Below are 20,074 nucleotides of genomic sequence, written 5' to 3' on the forward strand. Positions count from 1 at the left end.
TCGCAGACGGGCCGCTGAATCAGGAACGCATCAACTGGAAGGACACCTTGCAATGCCTGCCAACACGCATGTTGAGACCGTTGTGCGTCGCTTTCGCGAGAACGACTTCGAGGTGATCTCTGTCGTTGTCGATCCGGCCGACGCCCAACAGGTCCTCTACGGAACCGTCACCCGCGACGGCGTCCTCGTCGGGAGTTACTACTGCACCGATCAGTTCCGCCAGTCAGGTTGGCGAGTTCTGGGGCCTGACGGCACGCATCTGGTCTTCGGCGACGAGCCGGTCGAGCTCACCTGTGATGGTGACGCGGTCTTCCTGCTCATGAAGAACGCGGACTCGCCGGCGTGACCCCTCAAACGGGAAAGAACCGACATGCAGGAGGCGTGACATGACGTCCACCTTTCACAACGAGATCCAGCTCGACAACGTCTACTACAGACTCTCCGCGACCGTGGACTCCGAGGAGTCCCTGGTGCTGGACCTGATCGGTACGACCGGGTCAGGCCAGGTTGTCGCCGACGGACGCCTTCGGCTGCCTGTCGTCGGTGGGGCCACGGTCGGAAAGCTCTTGACCCGCGTGCTTCACGCTCACACGCGGCTGCAGGTCCGACCGGCGACCCGACACGCGAACGCCACCCTGCCGTGGACGACAGCCCTCGACAACGAACTGCGGGAAGCCTGGCTGCGGCCCGGTGCACGAGGCGCGGTTCGGCGCATCAACGATCTCGCCGAGCGGTTGCACCGATCCCCCAGCGCCATCAGGGCACGCCTTTCGAAGGTGGGTTGCGACCCAGATGTCCCTACCCGGGAGCTGTCCGAGGCAGCCGCCGAAGTGCTGCGCGTGAAACCGAAGGAGGCGCGGGCAAGCGACTGACCCACACCGTCTTCTGTGGACTTTCATCGGTACACATTCACCAACAAACGAAGGTAGATATGAACATGCAGTTCTCTCCAACCGTGGTCGACGAATACGTCAACGCGACCGAGGGCTACTACACGCTGATGCGGATCCTGCACCTGGGTCCGCACACCGTCCGAGTTCGAGTCCACCGAGAGGTCGAGCTGGAGCCGTGCTTCGCCGCGGCCGAGGTCCTCAGCGCCGACATGGCATGGACGCTTCTCGTCACACATCACCCGGAGTGCTGGTTCGATCGCACGGCCACGCCGTTCAAGCACATCAACGTCAAGTCCGAACTCGAACAACTCGCGGACGGCCTGATGCAGCGCGTTCAGGACATCCTCGTCAAAGCGATCGCCATTCCCGAGCACGTCCTTGACGTAGTCGGCGCGATGCTCGCCATGGCGTACGGCAGCACGGGCGAGCACGTGATCACCCCCGACGACGTGAAGTGGGCGAAGGCCAACGGCGGCCCGTTCCGCGCGATCGACCGTCGGGACGGCAGCGTGCTGCTCACCAAGGCACACCGGTGCGACTGCCCGCTACTCGCCAGCGAGGGCGACGACCCGTGCGACGGCAAGTGCCAGGCAGCAGCTCAGGCTGCAGGTGGTGATCCGTCCAGGAACTAAGCCTGCCAGCCCCTAGCTCCACCCGACCGACGACGCGGAGTCGCCGGTCGGCCTTCTTCTCCTGGGATTTGCTGAATTGCCGTTCAACCAGAGCAAGCCGTTGCCGAACCCGTAGGTCCGGCAACGACATCAGCTCAGATCGATCTAACTACCTGGTAGCGGTGGGCGCGATCGCGAACCGCTTCGGCGCCTCCTGCGTCTTCACCACGGTTCCGGACGATGTCAACGCTTCAAGCGCGTTGTTCACAGCGCCCTGAGAGCGCCCGAGGACCCTACCGATGTGCGTCGGCCCGAACGCTTCGCCGGGATGCATGCGGAGGTAGTCCTCCGTCAACCCCCTCAGCGCACCGGGCTTCAGCCGCCCTTCCAGCAGCGAGTCGGACGGCTTGCGCACAGGAACAACGGCTTCGACGGGCTCCTGCTCCGTGACCACCTCCGGAACGACAGCCGACCACAGATCACCAGCGCGACGGCCGTCGATCACCTCGCCTGCCGTGCGAACTGCGGTCCCAGCTGCCTCCCAGCGCGCCAGAATCTTCCCGGCGGTGGATTTGTTGATCCCGACGCTGACGGCCAGATCAGCGGCCGTGGAACCGGGCGCGGCGACCAGCACCGCCTCCAGCTTGTTGGCGGCCGTTTCAGGAGCTGCGGCAGCATCGTTCTTCTCGATCTTGGTTGTCGACTTGGTTCGGGTCTTGCTGGGCATGACGGTCTCCACTTCTCGACGCTGGATTCGTGGTCATGCCCTGGCCAGGGCTTGCAGTTCGCCTGCGGCGCGCTACCGCTTGAATCGGCTACAGGACTATGAACGCTTCCTTCAACACGAGAAGTCAAGCGGGCACTTGAAGAATCTCTGTCTCATGTAGACACTGCGCGGTGCGGCCGCGTCGCCCCGTAGTAGTCGTCACCGGCCCAGCGATAGGGTCCGATCTGCACGACCTGCCCGAAGGTGGGCGCGTGGACCATCTGCCCTGCCCCGATGTACAGACCCACGTGATGGATGTCCCTCGGTGTCCCGTAGAACACCAGATCGCCCGGCAGGAGTGGTTCCCCGGCTGCCACAAGCGGTCCGGCATCGTGCTGCGTGTGCGCCGTGCGGGGCAACTCAACGCCAGCAGCGCGATACGCCTCCTTGGTGAGCCCGCTGCAGTCGAACCCACCCTCTGCCGCCCCATCTCCGCCCCACACATACGCGGAGCCCAGCTGCGCGCACGCGAACTCGATGGCCACGCGCGCTGCCGGCGTGGGCGCACGAACCTCGGAGCAGTTCCCGGTCCCACGGGAGGCTGCCTCGCTGTACCTCCGAGCCTGAGCCAGCACGTCACGGACGTACCAATCAGCGTGGTTGTATGCGAAGACCGCCTTGTAGAGATCCTGTGGCGCACCTGAATCGCACAGGTAGAAGGCTGCAGCGTGAACCGCGTCGTGTGGGTTGTAACGCGAAGGAGGCGTAGCACCGCCAGGCGGGAACGTGTGACGGCCGAGCACTCCTTCGAAGGTCGGCTGAAGGAACTGCATCGGCCCGCCCGCGCCGGCGAAGTTCTCGCCGCTGGTAACGCCCGGAGCGTCGAGTCGGCCGTGATCAGTCTCGATCTTGCCGATGGCCGCGAGGACGCTCCAGTCCAACCCAGGACAGACCTGGGCGGCAGCCACGTACAGCGCGCAGAACACCGGAGGCACGTCCTCTATCGGTTTCGCGCAGTTCACATGCCCAGACGGTGAGGAGCCGAACAAGGAGGACACCGCGTTCACGACACCAGCTGCGGCAAGCACTGCGACGAGAAGGACCGCGCCGACTGCAGCTCCGAGCTTCGTCATCACCGCGAACCACCGCCAGGTCGCGATGCGGCAGGTGGCATCGGGTCCGGCGGAGGCAACACGGTCGGCGAATCGGACGAGGACGAGGCGGGCCGTGGGCACGTCGGGAGTACCTCGTGAAGAGCCGAGCGCCTCGCCGAGCGGTTGTCGAGCGAAAGCCAGACCGCGTTCGCGGGACTCGGTTCTTCGCTGGGATCGAGAAGGTTGGCGGCCGCGGTGCTGACCGGTACTGCGTCTGGGTTGTCCAGGCCTTGCCAGGCAGCCAGGAGTTGCTTGCGCGCGTTGGCTTCGCGGCGCGAGGTCGGGAACCAGAAGAGCAGCGGGGTCGAGATGCCGGTGCTCTCAACGAGTGCGTTGTAGCCCACGAGCTTGGCGACGACCTTGGTCAGCGGTTCGGTTCCGAGGTCGAACTCGAGGAAGAACTCGGCGTGCGCGGCGCCACGACCGAGCCGGCCGTAGCCGTCTGGGCGGGTGAGGTCTCCAAACAGCCTCGTGCAACGGACCTCGGACCACCACGTGTCGACCGCGAAATCTCCAGAGCGCAGGGCGTCGCCAATGAGCCCGACGAACCACTCGTTGACCCCGACGGTGTGAGCGAGTCGCAGGCTGTGGGCGATACCGACGGCGCGGTCGTGCCGGTACCCGAGGTCCTTCACCTCGAGACCGTGCTGCGAGGCCAACGCCGCGGCGCCGGCGGGTGCGAGGACGTAGTGCATGGGTGCGCTCCCCACCGGGGTGAACGGCTGGAACCGGTCGATCACGCCCCAGAGGTACAGCTCCCGCAGGCGCTGCCGTCCGGAGCGGTAGGACGGGAAGGCCACCGAGGTGATCTGTTCGGAGGTGAGCACGCGGTGCTCCCAGAGCATGCTGATGATCCAGCGGTCCCGAGGAGTGAGCCTGGTCGACAACAGGGCCTGGTGCGCGGCGGAGTTCGCGACGCGAGGTGATGGTCGAGCCGACTTGGGTGTGCGGTGGTGCCGTTGTGGAGTGGGTGCGGCGAGCATGCGGTACTCCCCTGCTCAGCTGGTCGTGTTGCCACGTCGTGGGTCAGCGGCCCGGTTGGCCGCGGTCTGGTCTCCGCCAGGTCGCGTGTGGACCGTCCTGGGCTGGATTCGCTGGTTGTTGCGCGCGGCCGCTCGAAGAAGGCGGCTTCGTCCTGGCACCGCAGGAGGAAGTGGCTCGGTCACCACGGTGAAAGGCTCGGTCTCAGCGCCGTGCACGACAAGGCGCACCGCCGCGTGAAAGGCGTCGTAGTGCGACAGGTCGTGAGCGGAGATCCTCGGGGCGGTGTGCCGGGAGAGGTGGTGCGCGTCTTCGGGACTGACGTTGAAGAAGAACTTGTTGCGGGCGTTCGCCGAGATGCTTTCCTGCATCTCACGCGGGAGTTGCGAGTCGTTCTGGTGTGCCAGCACCAGTGACAGCCGGAGCGCTCTCGCTTCCGGGAGCATGTCGTCGACCGAGTACGGCAGGTTCAGGAAGTTGTGGAACTCGTCGAGGATCAGGCACGCGTCCTTTCGGTCGCGTTGGGGCGTTCGAGCGCGGGCGGTAACGACCTGCCACACGTTCGCCACCACGATCGAGCCGACGAGCCTTGCGGTCTCGTCGCCGAGCGAGCCCTTCGGGATGCGGACGAGGCAGATTCCCCCGTTGTCGAGCACTTCCTTCATGTCCACGGTGGACCGGCCGGCGGCGACGGTGTCGCGCACGAACCTGCGCAGCAGGAAAGCACGGAGTTTGTTCATCAGCGGGGCGATGACCTGCGAACGGCTCGCGTCGCTGAGATCGTCGTACCAGGTCCAGAACCCACGCAGCACCGGATCGGTCACGCCGGCGGTGGTCCTGGCTCGGTAGGCGGGGTCGGCGAGCAGTTTCGGGACGTCGGCGAGCGTCGCGACACCGTCCGTCAGCCGGAGAGTGAGGCAGGCGGCGCGCATGACGTCGTCAGTGCGCGGTCCCCAGAACGCCGAGTACACGCGGCGGAAGACCGAGACGAGGTTGTCGACGGCGAGATCCGGGTCGCCTCCGTCGAGCGGGTTGAGGCAGGGCGGCCGTGTCCGCGAGTCCGCATCGAAGACGATCACCCTGTCCGTGGCCGAAGCCGGCAACCGTGACAGGAGATCGGTGACGAGGTCGCCCTTGGGATCGATCACGACCGCCGCACGGCCTGCTTCCGCGTCGGCGAGCACGAGTTGAGCCAGCAAGGTGGACTTGCCGGAGCCGGTGGCGCCGATGACGTGCATGTGGTGGCGGGCGTCGGCCACCCGGAGCCCTACCGGCCTGCTGTGTCCGCTGTCGGTGAGCCCGAGCGGTTTGATGTCCTGGCCGACCGCCGGGATCCCTGGTGGTGGAGCGATCGCTCGGGCACCGGCCCGTTGAATGCCCGGCAGGGTGTCGTCGGTCGGCAGGTGCGCGATGGCCGCCAGTTCGGGAACAGACAGCAGGTCGCCACGACCGAGTCGGCGTTCGGCGAGGGCGCCGACCGGCCGACGAAGCCGCTTGCGGGTGAAGTGGTTGTGCTCGGTGTAGGTGGCGAACGTCGTCGCCAGCGCGTGGGCTCGTCCCCTGATCGCAGCTCTCGCGCGACGCACGTCCGCCTCCGGCGAATCGGCGTCGAGCAGCGTCGAGACTCCGTACCTCACGACGACCTCGAACTGGCCGCTGCTCTTCTTGTTCACGGATGCGCGGTGCTGGCTCGACATCTCGAGCCGGTATTCCGGGGCGACGTGGTTCGTCCGGCTGCCGGATCCTCGCCTCGGAGTCCTCAACGACGGCGTGAGCAGGTCGAGCAGGTGCCCGGCGAGGTTCGTGCTGCTGCGGCTCGCACGCCGTCCCCGGGCCAGACGACGCCCTGTGGCCGGGCGAGCCAAGACCTGCACACACGCGTGCTCGTTGTGCCCCAAGCCGACCGGGGCGCCGAGCAGTCCCCGAAGGGGGTCCGCGGCGAACTCGACGCGCAGGGGCAGAGCCTCTTCACGCGCGAGCCGCAACTCCCCTCCCGCAGCCAGCAGCCGCTCGCCGGATTCAGCAAGGGGAAGAGGTGGTGCGGCCACCGTCGTTTTCGTGTGGGCGCCCGGCCAGGCCGCCTCAACGGCGCGTTCCACGAGGCCTGGCGGGATCGCACCGGGCACCCACAACCGAATCCCGACTCCTGCCTGGGAGAACGTGAACTCGAAGGCAAGATGCGGCTGCCCGGTGAGGGAACGGTGCCAAGCCGGGCGGAGAAGCCCGACCAGGTGCGACCAGAGCGCCGCGCCGCCGGAAGCATTCGGCTGTGGTGGCACCAGAACGGTGACCATCCGCGCATCGGCGGTGAGGCGCGTGTGACAGCGGCGGCGCCAGGCTCGGCGAGCGGCCAATGCAACTCCGGCGCTGATCGCCACCGCAGGCGCGACTGCGGGTCCGGAGGTAACGACCCAGTCCTGAGCGGCCGAGATGAAGTCACCGATTCCCGACCCCGGGTCGATCAGGTAGTCGTCGATCCAGCTGTTCGTCATCACACCGCCTCGTTGTCGTCGATGTCGACGTACGCCGTCTCCGCGTCGCCGAGTTCGTCGGTGAGCTCCGCCGGGTTCGTGGTGATCAGCTCGTGCTCGACAGGAGACGCGATGCTCTGGAACGCGACGCGCTGCGTTCCGGTGGAGAGAAGTCCTTGACCTTGATCGGCGGACAGCAGGAACTCCTGCTCGCCTTCCGAGAGGTGGAAGAGGCGGGCGAGCTTCTCGATCGCTTGCGGAGCCTGCCTCAGCAGGATCTGCGTCTCGGCGTTCGCCACCACGGCCTGACCGATCTCGTTCCCCAGGACGTCGAGCGCGTCCTGAGTGATCACGGTCAGGCCGGCGTTGTTCTTCCGTCCCACCTTCGAGGTCTTGAAGAGGAAGGCCGCGCCCGCTGGCTCCTTGATCAGCCACCACGCCTCGTCCACGACGACGAGCCGTGGACGGCGGATCGCCGGGTTGGTGATGCGCCGCCACACCGCGTCCAGCGTGAGCACGGTGCCGACGCTCTTCAGCTCGTCCGGCAGATCGCGAAGGCTGAAGACGATCAGATGGCCATCCGGATGCGTGGTGGTCTGGCCGTCGAAGAGCTTGCTGAACGCGCCGTCGACGTAGGGCCCGAGCTGCGCGGCCAGATCCGTCGCCGCCTTGTCGCCGTAGCCGTCGAGAACGCCGCGCAGCGTGCGCAAGGTGGGAACCGGCCTCGACCACGTCCGCGAGTCCGTGGTGATGCCGACTGACTCGTATGCTGCGGCGATCGCCTGGTCGAGAACCGCTCGTTCGGCAGCGTCGAGTTCACGTCCTATGAGGACTGCGATCACGGTGTGGAGGAAAAGCGCGCGCCGCTGGAGCGCGTCGCGTGGTGCGGCTCGGCGGCCATCGGCACGGGTGTGGACAGGCAGGTCGAACGGGTTGAGGCGCACGTTGTCGGCGCCGAGCCGCACCTGCACGCCGCCGACCGCGGCAGCGAGCCGGACGTACTCGTCCTCGGGGTCGATCACCGCGACCTCGACACCGCGGTAGAGCGACCTCAGCAGTTCGAGCTTGACCAGGTAGGACTTCCCCGCCCCGGAACGGCCGAGGATCACGGAGTTGTGGTTGTGCATCCCAGCGCCGAAGCGGTCCCAGTGCACCAGGCCCTGCGAGCCGATGTTGTAGCCGTAGAGCACGCCCGACGGAGCAGCGACGCTCGTCGGGTCGGGCGCGGGGAGGTCCGGTGACGTGAACGGGAAGGCTGCGCTCAACGCGCTGGTGTCGAAGGTCCGGCGCATCCTGATCAGGTCCATGCCCAACGGCAGCGTGGAGACCCAGCCCTGCAGGCTTCGGTAGGTCGTGTGCTTGGCGTCGAGCAGCAGGCTCGCGCACAACGACCGGAGCGCGGCGACCTCGTCGGCCAGTTCGCGTTCGCTGCCGGCGTGAATGGTGAGGTAGAGGCCGACTCGGTAGAGCTTGCCCTCTCCTCGGGCCACGCGATCGGACAGGTCGTGCGCGTCGGCGGTCGCGATGTCAGCTTGTGGGTCGGGAAGCCGTCCGTGCTCGGCGTCGTGCCGGCGCCCGGACTCCAGCCGGGCGAGTTGCTTCTTGAGCCGGGCAGCCGACGTCGCCGGATCGACTGGGTCGATGTGCAGCGAGACGTCCAACCGGCCGGGGTAGTTCAGCAACGGGGAAAGCCAGCCCGGATAGACCTCACGAGGGAAGCCCGTGACGGCGAAGCTCGCCACCCGTTCGTCGCCGAGTTCCAGGTGCCTCGCACTCACCGAGATGGAGTCCGGAACAATCGCGTTGATCATGGCGCCTGCTCCCAGTCGTAGTCGGACGCGGTGGTGATGACCTCGCTGGCGTTGGCGAGCCCGGTCGAGGGCGGCAGGAGGGTGTCGGGGTTGCACGCCGCCGCGAGCACCGAGGTCGCCTGCCCGGCGTCGAGCGGAGTGATCACGACGCCGGCACTCGTGAGGAGTTCGATCGCGTCGCTCAGCCGCCGGACCAACCGCGCTTCGGCGGCACGTCGCGTCCCCTCCCCCACCTGTCGTCCTCGGCGACGGCCGAGCATCGGCAGCGCGCCTCTGGTCTGCTGGGCGATTCCGAACGGCTCGCGCAGCACCAGCAGGACCTGGCGGCGCAGCAGCTCTGATCCGGCGCCCAGGTGTTCGAGGAAGTCCGCGTGCTCGCGAGCTGCCTGCTCGAGTGCGGGGTGCGGCAGTGCGCCGGCGGTGTCCCGCAGTTCGGCGATCTGGTCGGTGAGGTCGAGCCGATGCGCGCGAATCAGCACCTGCACGGACCCGGTGAGCGAGTGCAGGTACCTGCCGAAGCTCGCCACGACGGCCTGTTGTTCCATCGGGGTCCGGAGGGCGAAGTTGACGGTGCTGGCCACGGCGACGAGCGCCAGGCCGTCCGCGCCGAGGTCCACCACTCCGGTGGGCATGACGTCCTCCACCGGCAGTCGCAGCGGAGACGATGCGTGCCCTCGGTCGGCACCAGGCTCCACGTTGGCGGTGATCCAGTCCGGTGCCGCCATTCCGTCCCCTTCTGTCGCGACGTGCCTTCGCGGTGTCAGGCGCTGGCGCAGTGCGGCCCAGAGCAGGCGGTCCAACGAGACTCCGTCGCGCTGTCCGAGGGCGAGCACGATCGAACACGTCGCGACCGGCAGCGCCAGAACCAGGAAGGCCGGCAACGGAACGAACCGCTGGGTGAGCGCCCACACGACGTAGAGGGTCAAACCGGTCGTCGTGACGATGGTGAGCTGACGTCCGGTCAGGCCGAACAGGACGCGGTCGGGCCGGTCGACGTCAGCCGGGATCCGCACGGGTCGTGTCACGACGCACCTCCCTTGGTCGGCCCGGTGGCACGTGCAGGCAGGTCAAGCGGAAGCTTCAGCTGACGCGAGCGTGCCCTGCGTGGAGATGGCGACGGCTTCGGCGCCGCCGGAGGTTCGACTCGGGTCAAACCTTCCAGCGGCAACGCGTACTGACCATCACGTTGTGGCCGAGCCCCGGCGAACGGATCGAACGGGAGTTCCGGTTGGTACACGCGCCCAGCGGTCCGCCGAGGTTGCTTGGGCACAGGAAGTGCCGCCGGCCTCGGGACACGCGTGACATCAAGCGGAAGCACGTGCTGATCGCTCCGTTGTGGACGAACTCCTCGGTATGGATCGAACGGGATCTCGAGCTGCTTGCCCTGATCACGTCGAGGCGCGGGTACCGGCTTCGGCGTCACCGGATCGCTCGACGCCTCACGAGGAACATCGATCGGAAGGCGGTACTGGCCACTGTGGGTCAGCACAGGCCGATCCGAAGGCCATCCTTTGTCCAACGGAAGTGCGAGTTGTCGGCCCTGAGGTTTCCGCGCGCCTGCTGTCTGAGGAGACGACGGCACAAGCGTGGGCTTGGGTCGTCGTCTCAAGCCCGGCAACGGCAACATGTACTGACCGGACGCTGTCGCCTTGACGTTCGAGTACGGGTCTGGCGGTCCCGCAGGTGCACGGCTCGCGCGAGCCCCGGCGCCCGACGCGGACCCCGACGAGCCGCCACGGATCAGGCCGAAGGTCTTGTAGGCGATGAAGCCGCGGACCAACGAACCGAGGAAGCTGCGGCCCCCGCCGAGCTGGACGTGCTGCATGACCCAACTCGGGATCTTGACCAGGATCCAGACCAGTGCGCCGGTGACGATGAGGTTCAGCGTGCTGTCCTGACCGGGACCGAGGATGGTGAAGCCCCCGTCGGAAAGCAGAACGCGCAAACCGACGATGAGGACCAGCGACTGGCCGACCTGGATTGCGAGCACGCCGCCGAACGCACGCCACCACCAGCGCGCGATCCCGTCGGTCTGTGGCAGGCCGTGCAATACAAGACAGAGAGGTGCACCGGCGAGAAGCAACGCGGTCACCGCGACCCTCACCGCGTAGGTCCCGAGCAGCGCCACGAGCAGGACGATGATGCCGAGGCTGACGAGCAGGTTGAAGATGCTGCCGCCGGTCGCCGCGCTCGTCACGGTGTTCGCCAACATCCCGGCGAGTTGCTGACCGGCTGCGGCCGGGTCGACTCCGCCGGCGACGAGTGCGTACGACAACGCGTTGGCGAACTCGACAGCTCGTCCCGCGAGAAGCAGCGACAGGTTCGCGGCGAGGAAGCCGACGACGATGCGCGGCGCGATCTCGCGGACCGTCGTGCGGGTCTGCAGGGTCTCGTACGTCATGAGCACCAACCCGGCCACCGTGATGAGCAGGGCGTAGCCCGCGACGGCGATGCCGCGGGACGACTCCCACAACTCGGCGATGCGCGGGACCTGGTCCAGCCGAGGTGTGGCGAGCAGCGTCTCGCCGACCGTCTGCAGCAGCGGGTTGAGCGCGCCCACCACCAGCGTCGAGAAGAAGCTCGTGATGCCTTCCGATACGCACGCGCCGACATCGGTGATCCCGCACTCGTCAGGCTTAGGAGCGGGTGGTGTCGACGGACGTGGCGCGGAGGTCGTCGGCGGACTCGTTGTCGTCGTGGTCGGACTGGGCGGTTGCGGTTCCGCGGCCGCCGGGGTCATTCCGAGGCTGAGCACCGCGGCCAGCGCGCCGAACACCGCCCAGGCCATCCGCCGCTTGGTTGTGGCGGCGTTCATCACCGGTCTCCGACCAAGGTCTTCAGGATCGCGACGAGCAACGGCGCGAGCATGGCGATGGCGAACCCGACACCGCCTGCCTTGAACGACGCTTTCGCCTTGTCGACCTCGCCGGGTTCCGACCCGTTGACGAGGAGCCGCAGTCCGCCGATCGAGAAGCACACGGTGGCGATGGCGGCGGCGATGCCGATGATCCAGTTGCGGATGTTGTTGAGTACTTCGTCCAAGGTGGACGCGAGCGCGACCACGTGTACTGGTTGCGCGGACGCGGTTGACGTGGCGAGCAGCAGCACGATGACGGCCAACTCGGTGAGGAGCAGAACTCGGCTGCTGTTGCGGAACGAACGAATCAGGCGCATCGCGGCACCTCCGGAGTCGAGCTCGACGGCGCCGCGGGCACGTCGGGCGAACTGGTGTGCGCGGAGGCAATCGGTCGCCTCTCGCACCCCTGAACTCCAGATCCGGACGTGTTCGGGGACACCGCGCCGGTGTCGCCGCGCAGGTACAGGGCGAGGCGGCGTTCAGCGCGTTGGCGGGCCTTCTTCGTGGCCTCGTAGCTCGCGCCGCGCTGTTCGGCGACCACGGCCAGCGGTACTTTTTCCAGCCTGGTCAACCCGATGAGCGCGGCTTCAGTCGACGAGATCGCACCGTCCTCGACGGCACGGGCGAGGACGAAATCCGGATGGCCACACGGCACAACTGGAGATGCCGAAGCGATCGCACTGACAGACGGAGTCGGTGTGTCGAGTGCTTCGCGAAGAGCCGCGTGCCCAGAACGGTAGGCGGCCCAACGCAACCGCACCATCACGCGCGGACGATCGAGGTCGACCGTGGTGAGTTCGGCGAGGAACCCGGTGAGGACCGCGCTGTGGACGTCACGCGGATCGTCGGCGAACCGCGCAGTCAGCTTCGATGCGACGTTGAGGAGCGCCGGCAAGGCGATCCCGGTGCACGCGACCGTCCACGTGGAACCCTCGGTCCTGGCGAGCTGGACGAGGTGAGTCCACACGGCGTCGCGGACGCTCTGCGGACATGTACGGCGCAACAAGAGGTCGCGGACCTCGTCCAGCCGCAGCCACCGATCGGGCAGGCCGGCGAACAGGCGTCCGTCGACGGATACCGGATGAGGACCGGTGACGAGCCACGCGAAAGCGGAACGCAGGACGTCGAGCGGCATCGAGTCGGCAGTGATACCTGGGCAGGTTGTGGAAAGCATCGGAACTCCTGACGAAGCGGAAATCCAGCTCCACCAGGGCGCCATGCCGACCATGACCAAACTCTGACCAGGCAATGACACAGCTCTTACCAAGCACATTCATGCGAGCCGCAGCAGCTGCGAATGGGCGGCACGCAGTTCGAAGGCCTCGCCTTCGCTACCAGCGGTTCTGCGTGGCGGTACCTGTTCGGTACTCGATCGGTCACCGCTGCCCGAACCGTCAGGAGACGCCCGGAAATTCGCGCGTCCCGAACAGGATCCGCATTCGGAGTTCAGGGGTGTCAATCACCACCTGGAGGATCCGTGACGCGAACCCGTGATTCCGAAGGCGCCGACGGAACGACTCGGCGTCCTGGAGTTCGACCGCCTTCCGCCCCCGGCAATCGACGGCCGTACCCGACCGCACCCAACGTCAGCAGGGTCAGCCCGGCCCGGCCGGCGAGGCGCTCGCCCTCGCCAACGACAAGTCCGACACCGGCGACCGTGTGGGCTTGCGGACCCGCACCGATCCCGCTCGACGAAGCCTGGCCGGTCCGCCTCGTCCAGCAGGTGGTCCGCGCGTTCAGCCGTCCTCGCGAACGAGTCGTCGCCCTGCCGTGGCCGACCAGCTCCAGCTCCGCCGCGTCAGCGCGCGAAGTCGTGAACAACCTCGGTCGTCACGCGAGCACGGAGTCCGATGTGGAATCAGAATCGGCTGCGACCGCGGACCTGGTCATCACCAGCGCGCCTCCTCAACAGATCACCGCCGCCGTCGCCGACCAAGTCGTGCTGACGGCTGCACGCCTTCTTCGAGTCGGCGGCATCTTCGTCGCATTGACTCACAGCACCTCGTCCAGCGGTGAGCTCACCGATCGCAGCGGTCAGCTCGTCACCAGCGCCCAGTACGCGGATCTGCTCTACCTCCAGCACATCGTCGCGGTACACGTTCCGATTCGCGGCGGCACGTTCCAGGTGGACGTGGGCGACCACGGCGCGGAGGAACTCCGTCGAGCTCGACATCGATCCGCGGTGCGCGGCCTTCCCGCGCCGCATCACCGCATTCACTCGGACGTGCTGGTGTTCGCCCAACCGCACAACCACGTCGCCCATGCCCAAGCGCACGCGGTTCTCGAAGCGGGGGTCATCCGATGAACAGCGAACTCCCGGTGTCCGTGTGGTCGACGGCTCAGCACTCGCCCACCGCCCAACGCAAGAACCGCTACACCCGTGAATCGATCGCCCATCCCGCGAAGATGCTGCCCGAGGTCGCGCGCTACGCCATCCTGCACTACACGACACCGGGCGACCTCGTACTGGACCCGATGTGCGGCATCGGCACGACGCTCGTCGAGGCCGTCCACCTCGGACGCCGCGCGGCGGGTGCCGAATACGAGCCTCACTGGGTCACCGTCGCCAGGAGCAACCTCGCTCTCGCGACCGAACACGGGGTGGACCACGACGGACAGATCTTCCACGGCGACGCCCGCCAGCTGTCCACGTTGCTCCCCGCCGAACTGCGCGGCCAAGCCGCGCTCGTCATGACGTCACCGCCCTACGGACCGTCCACCCACGGCCGGGTCGCGGTGGCACCGGGCGAAGGCATCCAGAAATACTTCCACCAGTACGGCAGCACTCTCGACCGCGGCAACCTCGCCAACATCGGGCACCACCGCCTGCTCAGCGGCTTCACCCGCATCCTCGCCGCGCTCACCGAGTTCATGCGTCCCGGCGGTCACATCGCCATCACCGTCCGGCCGTGGCGCGAGCACGCCGAACTCATCGACCTGCCCTCACAAATCCTCGCCTGCGGGCGCAACGCTGGCCTGGTACCCGTCGAACGGTGCGTCGCGCTGCTCGCGCGCGTGGCCGAACACGACTTCGTCGCACGCGGTTCGTTCTTCCAACGCGACTTCCTCCGCAAGCAGCGCGAGGCCGGACTGCCCCTCCACCTCATCGCGCACGAGGACGTGCTCGTCTTCCGCACGCCCCTCACCGCCGAGCGCCGATCGCAGCGCCGAGCCGCGACCACGTTCGATGCCGATGCCTCCACGGGCTGGGCCGCATGAACACCGAGCCGACGCTCGGATCCCTCTGCACCGGATACGGAGGGCTCGATCTGGGAGTGCTCGCCGCACTCGGCGGCGGCCGCATCGTGTGGTGCGCCGACCCCGATCCACATGTGCGGCAAATCCTCGCCGTGCGTATGCCCGGCGTGCCGAACCTCGGCGACCTGCGCGCCATCAACTGGTCCGACGTGGAACCCGTCGACGTCCTCGTCGCCGGGTTCCCCTGCCAGGACATCTCCGCCGCCGGCCGACGCGCCGGCATCGAGAAGGGCGAGCGCAGTGGCTTGTGGACCGACATCGTGGCGGGCCTTCGCGTACTACGACCAGCGTTCCTCATCGTGGAGAACGTCGCCGCGCTTCGCTGGCGCAACGGCGGACTCCACCGCGTACTCGGCGACCTGGCCGAAGCGGGGTATGACGCGCTCTGGCGTAGCGTCCGCGCCTCCGACATCGGCGCGCCACACCGCCGAGAGCGCGTGTTCCTGCTCGCCTGGCCACGAGCCGCTGATGCTGCCCACCCCGCAAGCACGCGACGGCGACAACCGAGGCGCCGCCGACCCGGCACGCCGCCGAGCCCTTGGACACCAGGTCAGCTTGCACGACGCGGTCAACGCCGTCGTGAAGCTCCTGCCCACACCGACCGCGATCAACCCGAACGACGCCGAGGACCCCGACCACTGGCTCGCTCGACGCGAGACTCATCGAGCACGCGGGACCAACGGCAACGGGATGGGCACGCCGTTATCCATCGCGGTGCGGTTGCTACCGACGCCGACAGCATCGGACGCGAACGCCTCCACTCACCTCAAGCAGGACGGCGGGCCAAGTTTGACCGACCAATGCCGCCTCTTGGAGCAGCCTCCTCCGCCCCTCCTGCCAACCCCTCGCGCGACCGACGGGACCAAGGGCTGCCCAGCACAACGCGGCTCGAAGGGCGACCTCATGCTGCCTTCAGCGATTCTCCAACTCCTCTCTCGCAACGCCGGGTAGCAACTGAACGCGCCCCGATGAACTGGGGCGACTACGCCCCGGCCATCGAGCAGTGGGAACACCTGCTCGGCGAGCCCGCGCCACACCCCACCCAACCCGGGCAGCACGGCAGGCCCGTACTCGCCCCTCCCTTCGTCGAACACCTCATGGGACTCCCCCGCGGTTGGGTCACCGCGCTCCCTCTGCCCCGGACCGCGCAACTCCGTGCACTCGGCAACGGCGTCGTCCCACAACAGGCCGTCCACGCCATCCGGCTGCTGCAAGCAGACCTCGCAGCACTTCTCGCCGACGACCACCACACCGACGGGTCGGCGAACAGCAGGGAGACAACATGACCAGTCCATCGTCCGCACACGACACTCCCCCACGCTCCGATGTCTCTCACTCGGCGCGGGCGTTCAGAGCACCACCGTGCTGCTGCTCGCCTGCCACGGTGAGATCCCCAAATTCGACGTCGCCCTGTTCGCCGACACCGGCCGGGAACCAGCAGCGGTGTACAAGAACGTCGACCGGCTTCGTTCCTACGCCGAGAAGTTCGACATCCCTGTGCGCACCGTGTCCGCCGGCAACATCCGCGACGACTCACTCGACCCTGCCCACCGCTTCGTGTCAATGCCGTTGCACGTGCGCAACCCGGACGGCACCAAAGGCATGGCTCGTCGGCAGTGCACCAACGAATACAAGATCTCACCGCTGAAGAAGGCCGCCCGCGAACTCCTCGGCTACCCGCATCCCAGACGTGTCCCGCGCGGAACCTACATCGAGCAGGCCATCGGCATCAGCACCGATGAGTTCACCCGCGCGAAGGACTCGGGCGTGCGCTACCTGTGCAACGTCTTTCCGCTGATCAACCTCGGCTGGGACCGCGCACGATGCGTCGACTGCCTCACCGAGCAGGGATTCGGGGCGCCCGTGAAGTTCGCGTGCGTCGGGTGCCCGTTCCACGGCAACGCGGGCTGGCGATGGATCCGCGACCACGACCCTGACGCATGGTCGAACGCCGTCGAGTTCGACAAAGCGATCCGCAACGGATACCCCCCGCGCCAGCTCACAAGGACAGGAACTTCGTGGACACTACTTCCTCCACCGGTCCTGCAAGCCCCTATGCGAAGTCGACCTCGATGCACCAGCAACGTCGAGGCCGCTGCAGATCGTCACGACCAATCCGGACGACGACCCCGATCCCGACGGATGCTCGCCGTGGTCGTGTCGGTCAGGATCCGCTATTACCGCAGAGCGCGGCATGACAGTCCCGGTCGCGCGTGACGCCTTGAAGGACGCACATCCCGCCGGCACGGGGTCGGCTCGTGTCCGCTCCACAGTGGCCTCTGGGAACTGATGATTGCGTGGCTTCACAGCACTGCCATCAGCACGCAAATCGAGGACGAAGTCGCATGACGTTCATGTCCCATCTCTGGGACGATCCCGCAGCCTTGATGGTCCCGAATCCCTCATCCGGAGAAGACGCTCGGCGATCGACTGTGAGACCGGCTGACGCTCGAGCGAGCTTGGCTGAATGTCTGCCGATCGTTCGACGCCTACCTCTTTGTGATCCGACGAACCAGAGTGCTGACCGCGCCAGCTGCCATGAGCAAGGCACCGGCGAGGATTCCGTTGCTGGCTAGCAGGGATCCGCGCATTGCCTCGTACTCTTGACGACTCACGAGCGCGTAGCCCTGCGGCTCGGGGTGCGCCCACCACAAGAACGCGACCACGTCCTCGTGCTCGACTCCGGACGAGTGGCCGACAGCGGACACCCCGCCGAACTGCTCGCCTCACCGGGCTCTCCCACGACCACAGCACTCGTCGAAGCCGCCGAGCTCGGCACGTCACACCAAGCAGAGGAGACCAGTCATGGCTGATCACGCAGCGGTCGCGGCGGAGTGGATCGAGCGGTGGGACCGTCAGCAGGAGCACTACATCGCCGGGCGCGCGGAGCGCTTCCAGGTCATCGGCGACGTGGTCGAGCGGGTGTGCGCAGCGGTCGACGCACCCGTGGTCGTCGACCTCGGATGTGGCCCCGGCTCGCTCTCGACGAGGCTGCACGAGCGAGTTCCGCACGCCAGGATCGTCGGCGTCGACGTGAACCCGTTCCTGCTCAGCCTCGCGCGCCACGCCCGTCCCGAGCGCGCACCGATCGACTACGTGCTGACCGAACTCGGCACGCCGGGCTGGGTCGAGCAGGTGGGCGCCGGCCGCGAGTGGGACGCCGCAGTCTCGACCACCGCGTTGCACTGGCTCGAACCCGATCGGTTGCAGAGCGTCTACGCGGACGTCGCCGGCCTCATCCGTCCTGGTGGGGTGCTGGTCAACGGCGACCACCTGCACTACGAACGCCCGGTGTTGCGGGAGCTGGCCGAGTTCGTGCGCGACCGGCGGGCGGAGAGGGCGGGCGTTCTCGAGAACGAGGACTGGTCGACGTGGTGGACCGATGCTCGATCGAATCCCCTGCTGCGGGAGATGTTCACCGAGGGCGAACTCACCACCAAGGCCGGCGGGTACGGCAACGACCTCAGCGCCCGTTGGCACGAGGAAGCCCTGCGGGAGGCCGGTTTCAGCGATGTCGGTGTGCTCTGGCAGTACGGCGACGACTACGTCATGGTCGCCGTGCGCTGACGCTCGCGCACCGGGCCGGGCAACGGCTTCCTCGTTGGCGTGAGCTGCACCAGCACGATCGCGCCGATGAGAATCGCCGCGCCGAGCAGTTGCTGCGGAGACAGGGGCTCGTCGAGAAGCACGAACCCCAGGATCGTGGCGACGATCGGGCTGCAGAAGCCGAGGAACGACAACGCGATCGCCGGCACCCGGTCGGTGCCGCAGAACCAGATCGAGTACCCGAGGAGCGACCCGAACACGATCAGGTAGCCGAAGCCCAGTGCGTTGGTGCCGGTGATCGTGCCCGGCAGGCCTTCGACCAGGAACAGCGCTGGCAGCAGCACCAGGCCGCCTGCGGTGAGCTGCCAGCCCGTGAACAGCAGGACGTCGACCCCGTAAGGACGCCGCCACCGCTTCGTCAACACCACACCCGACGCCATGCTGGCCGCACCCCCGATCGCGGCGAGGACGCCGACCAGGTCCAGCTGCGCCGTCGCCTTCAGGACCAGCAACGCGACACCCGTCGTCGCGGCGAAGCAGGCGAGCACGTGCGGGAGCCGGATCTTGTCGCCGAGCACCAGCGCGGCCAGCACCAGCATGATCACCGGCTGGACGGAGCCGACGAGTGCCGCAACGCCGCCCGGCAGGTGGTACGCGGAGACGAACAGCAGGAAGAAGAAGGTACCGATGTTGAGCGTGCCCAGCACCAGTGCGCGCCACCACCAGATGCCCTTCGGCAGAATCCGCCCGAACAGCAACAGGAGCAAGCCCGCAGGCATCGCACGGACGACCGCCGCCAGCAGCGGCCGATCGGGTGGCAGCAGCTCGGTCGTGACGATGTACGTGCTGCCCCAGATCAGCGGTGCGAACGCCGTCGCAGCGGAGTCGGCCAGCAGTCGGTTGTTCTGCACAGTTCCCCCGCCGCTTCTTGATGCCAGGTGTTGAAGGCGACGCCCACTTCAGCAGGCAGTGGTCGAGCGGCGGCCTCTTTTTGCCATAATTAGGCTGTTGCATATTTTTGGCGATAATGACTCGACCAAGAGGACGCGCTACGATGTCCACGCTTTCGGCCACGGCACCTCGGATGATCACCGGGTTCGCGTGCAGGGGTTCCCGGTGGACTCCTACCCGGAGATCACGCCCGAGGGTGAGCGCGGATCGGTCAGGTGCATCACGGTCGCGGGCGAGGAGATCTTGCACCGGCCGTGCGCGCCGGTGCAGGCCTTCGGCTCCGACGAGCTCTCCAGCCTGATCGACGACATGTTCGCCACGATGTACGTCGCCAAGGGCGTCGGGCTCGCCGCCACCAGATCGACGTGGACCAGCGCCTGTTCATCTGGGACATCCACGACGACCAGGGCATCCGCCACGTCGGCCACATCGCCAATCCCGTCGTCAACGCCCTCCCCGCCGTCTTCCGCACATCGATCGGGGCGAACGAGGGCTGCCTGTCCGTACCTGGGCCGTACCGCGACCTCGTCCGCGCGAGTCGCGCCACCGTCCGCGGCCAGGACAAGAACGGCCGACCGCTGGTGATCGAGGCAACCGGCTACTTCGCCCGCTGCGTCCTGCACGAGACCGACCACCTCAACGGCACGCTTTACATCGACCACCTCTCCCCCACCCAGCGCGAGGACGCACTGGCCGAGATGGAGGTGAAGCGGGACGCCGTCCTGGCCGACCGAGTCACACGCGCGAAGAGCCTCGGCTGGTGACCAAGCGGCCGGTGCTGAGGTCGAGCGGCGCCTGCACGCGCCTTCGCCGGAGGCCATGGCGGGCCTTCACT

18 protein-coding genes and 2 pseudogenes are annotated in these 20,074 nt (G+C 67.4%); 10 read left to right on the plus strand and 10 right to left on the minus strand.

Features of this window, described 5'->3' with window-relative positions:
* The first annotated feature begins 52 nt into the window (after nt 1-52).
* The 3 genes from IE307_RS06270 to IE307_RS06280 all read left to right on the plus strand — a co-directional run bounded on the left by IE307_RS06270 (nt 53) and on the right by IE307_RS06280 (nt 1,525).
* Nucleotides 53-346, plus strand: coding sequence for a hypothetical protein (locus tag IE307_RS06270; RefSeq protein WP_191296587.1), 294 nt, complete (start codon nt 53-55; stop codon nt 344-346).
* A gap of 124 nt (nt 347-470) precedes the next feature.
* Entirely contained in the window at nt 471-872 is a 402-nt protein-coding gene (locus IE307_RS06275; protein WP_229904462.1) for a hypothetical protein, read from the plus strand.
* A 65-nt stretch (nt 873-937) separates the two neighbouring features.
* A complete protein-coding gene (locus IE307_RS06280; protein ID WP_191296589.1) occupies nt 938-1,525 on the plus strand; it encodes a hypothetical protein in 588 nt (195 codons plus the stop codon).
* A 148-nt stretch (nt 1,526-1,673) separates the two neighbouring features.
* On the opposite strand, the gene IE307_RS06285 is transcribed toward IE307_RS06280, so the two are convergent.
* From IE307_RS06285 to IE307_RS06325, 9 genes are all read right to left on the minus strand, one after another.
* Nucleotides 1,674-2,231, minus strand: a complete 558-nt coding sequence (locus IE307_RS06285; protein WP_191296591.1) for a MarR family transcriptional regulator — start codon at nt 2,229-2,231, stop codon at nt 1,674-1,676.
* A gap of 152 nt (nt 2,232-2,383) precedes the next feature.
* On the minus strand, nt 2,384-3,343 hold the full coding sequence (locus IE307_RS06290; RefSeq protein WP_191296593.1) for a C40 family peptidase: 960 nt from the start codon (nt 3,341-3,343) through the stop codon (nt 2,384-2,386).
* The gene (locus IE307_RS06295) at nt 3,343-4,347 is read right to left on the minus strand and encodes a replication-relaxation family protein (protein ID WP_191296595.1); all 1,005 of its coding nucleotides are present in this window, start codon (nt 4,345-4,347) and stop codon (nt 3,343-3,345) included. Before IE307_RS06295 ends, IE307_RS06290 begins: the two co-directional genes overlap by 1 nt.
* Before the next feature lie 15 nt (nt 4,348-4,362).
* On the minus strand, nt 4,363-6,837 hold the full coding sequence (locus IE307_RS06300; protein ID WP_191296597.1) for a type IV secretory system conjugative DNA transfer family protein: 2,475 nt from the start codon (nt 6,835-6,837) through the stop codon (nt 4,363-4,365).
* On the minus strand, nt 6,837-8,627 hold the full coding sequence (locus IE307_RS06305) for a VirB4 family type IV secretion system protein (RefSeq protein ID WP_191296599.1): 1,791 nt from the start codon (nt 8,625-8,627) through the stop codon (nt 6,837-6,839). Before IE307_RS06305 ends, IE307_RS06300 begins: the two co-directional genes overlap by 1 nt.
* Nucleotides 8,624-9,652, minus strand: coding sequence for a PrgI family protein (locus IE307_RS06310; RefSeq protein WP_191296600.1), 1,029 nt, complete (start codon nt 9,650-9,652; stop codon nt 8,624-8,626). The genes IE307_RS06305 and IE307_RS06310 overlap by 4 nt, the downstream gene beginning before the upstream one ends.
* Nucleotides 9,649-11,442: a TrbL/VirB6 family protein gene (locus IE307_RS06315; RefSeq protein ID WP_191296602.1), complete on the minus strand. Its 1,794-nt coding sequence runs from the start codon at nt 11,440-11,442 to the stop codon at nt 9,649-9,651. Before IE307_RS06315 ends, IE307_RS06310 begins: the two co-directional genes overlap by 4 nt.
* A complete protein-coding gene (locus tag IE307_RS06320) occupies nt 11,442-11,801 on the minus strand; it encodes a pilin (protein WP_191296604.1) in 360 nt (119 codons plus the stop codon). Before IE307_RS06320 ends, IE307_RS06315 begins: the two co-directional genes overlap by 1 nt.
* Nucleotides 11,792-12,658 carry a hypothetical protein gene (locus tag IE307_RS06325; RefSeq protein ID WP_229904463.1) on the minus strand — a complete coding sequence of 289 codons (867 nt, stop codon included), beginning with the start codon at nt 12,656-12,658 and terminating at the stop codon, nt 11,792-11,794. Before IE307_RS06325 ends, IE307_RS06320 begins: the two co-directional genes overlap by 10 nt.
* Before the next feature lie 1,001 nt (nt 12,659-13,659).
* Here IE307_RS06325 and IE307_RS06335 point away from each other — a divergent pair.
* The 6 genes and pseudogenes from IE307_RS06335 (at nt 13,660) to IE307_RS06355 (ending at nt 18,309) form a co-directional block, all read left to right on the plus strand.
* The gene (locus tag IE307_RS06335; RefSeq protein ID WP_373305975.1) at nt 13,660-14,703 is read left to right on the plus strand and encodes a TRM11 family SAM-dependent methyltransferase; all 1,044 of its coding nucleotides are present in this window, start codon (nt 13,660-13,662) and stop codon (nt 14,701-14,703) included.
* A pseudogene (locus IE307_RS46605) lies at nt 14,700-15,140 on the plus strand (DNA cytosine methyltransferase); the annotation flags it as partial. The gene IE307_RS06335 and the pseudogene IE307_RS46605, both read left to right, overlap by 4 nt.
* A gap of 570 nt (nt 15,141-15,710) precedes the next feature.
* Nucleotides 15,711-16,028 carry a hypothetical protein gene (locus IE307_RS46610; RefSeq protein WP_229904581.1) on the plus strand — a complete coding sequence of 106 codons (318 nt, stop codon included), beginning with the start codon at nt 15,711-15,713 and terminating at the stop codon, nt 16,026-16,028.
* 76 nt (nt 16,029-16,104) lie between these two features.
* On the plus strand, nt 16,105-16,959 hold the full coding sequence (locus IE307_RS06345; protein WP_191296608.1) for a hypothetical protein: 855 nt from the start codon (nt 16,105-16,107) through the stop codon (nt 16,957-16,959).
* Nucleotides 16,960-17,345: 386 nt separating this feature from the next.
* Nucleotides 17,346-17,555 carry a hypothetical protein gene (locus tag IE307_RS06350; protein WP_191296609.1) on the plus strand — a complete coding sequence of 70 codons (210 nt, stop codon included), beginning with the start codon at nt 17,346-17,348 and terminating at the stop codon, nt 17,553-17,555.
* Nucleotides 17,548-18,309 carry a class I SAM-dependent methyltransferase gene (locus tag IE307_RS06355; protein WP_191296610.1) on the plus strand — a complete coding sequence of 254 codons (762 nt, stop codon included), beginning with the start codon at nt 17,548-17,550 and terminating at the stop codon, nt 18,307-18,309. The genes IE307_RS06350 and IE307_RS06355 overlap by 8 nt, the downstream gene beginning before the upstream one ends.
* Here IE307_RS06355 and IE307_RS06360 read toward each other — a convergent pair.
* Nucleotides 18,285-19,199, minus strand: a complete 915-nt coding sequence (locus tag IE307_RS06360; protein ID WP_191296611.1) for an EamA family transporter — start codon at nt 19,197-19,199, stop codon at nt 18,285-18,287. The genes IE307_RS06355 and IE307_RS06360 overlap by 25 nt on opposite strands.
* 304 nt (nt 19,200-19,503) lie before the next feature.
* Between IE307_RS06360 and def the strand changes: the two are divergent.
* A pseudogene (gene def, locus IE307_RS06365) lies at nt 19,504-20,003 on the plus strand (peptide deformylase).
* Nucleotides 20,004-20,074 lie beyond the last annotated feature (71 nt).

The sequence above is a fragment of the Lentzea cavernae genome, from assembly GCF_014653695.1.
Classification (GTDB): Bacteria; Actinomycetota; Actinomycetes; order Mycobacteriales; family Pseudonocardiaceae; genus Lentzea; species Lentzea cavernae.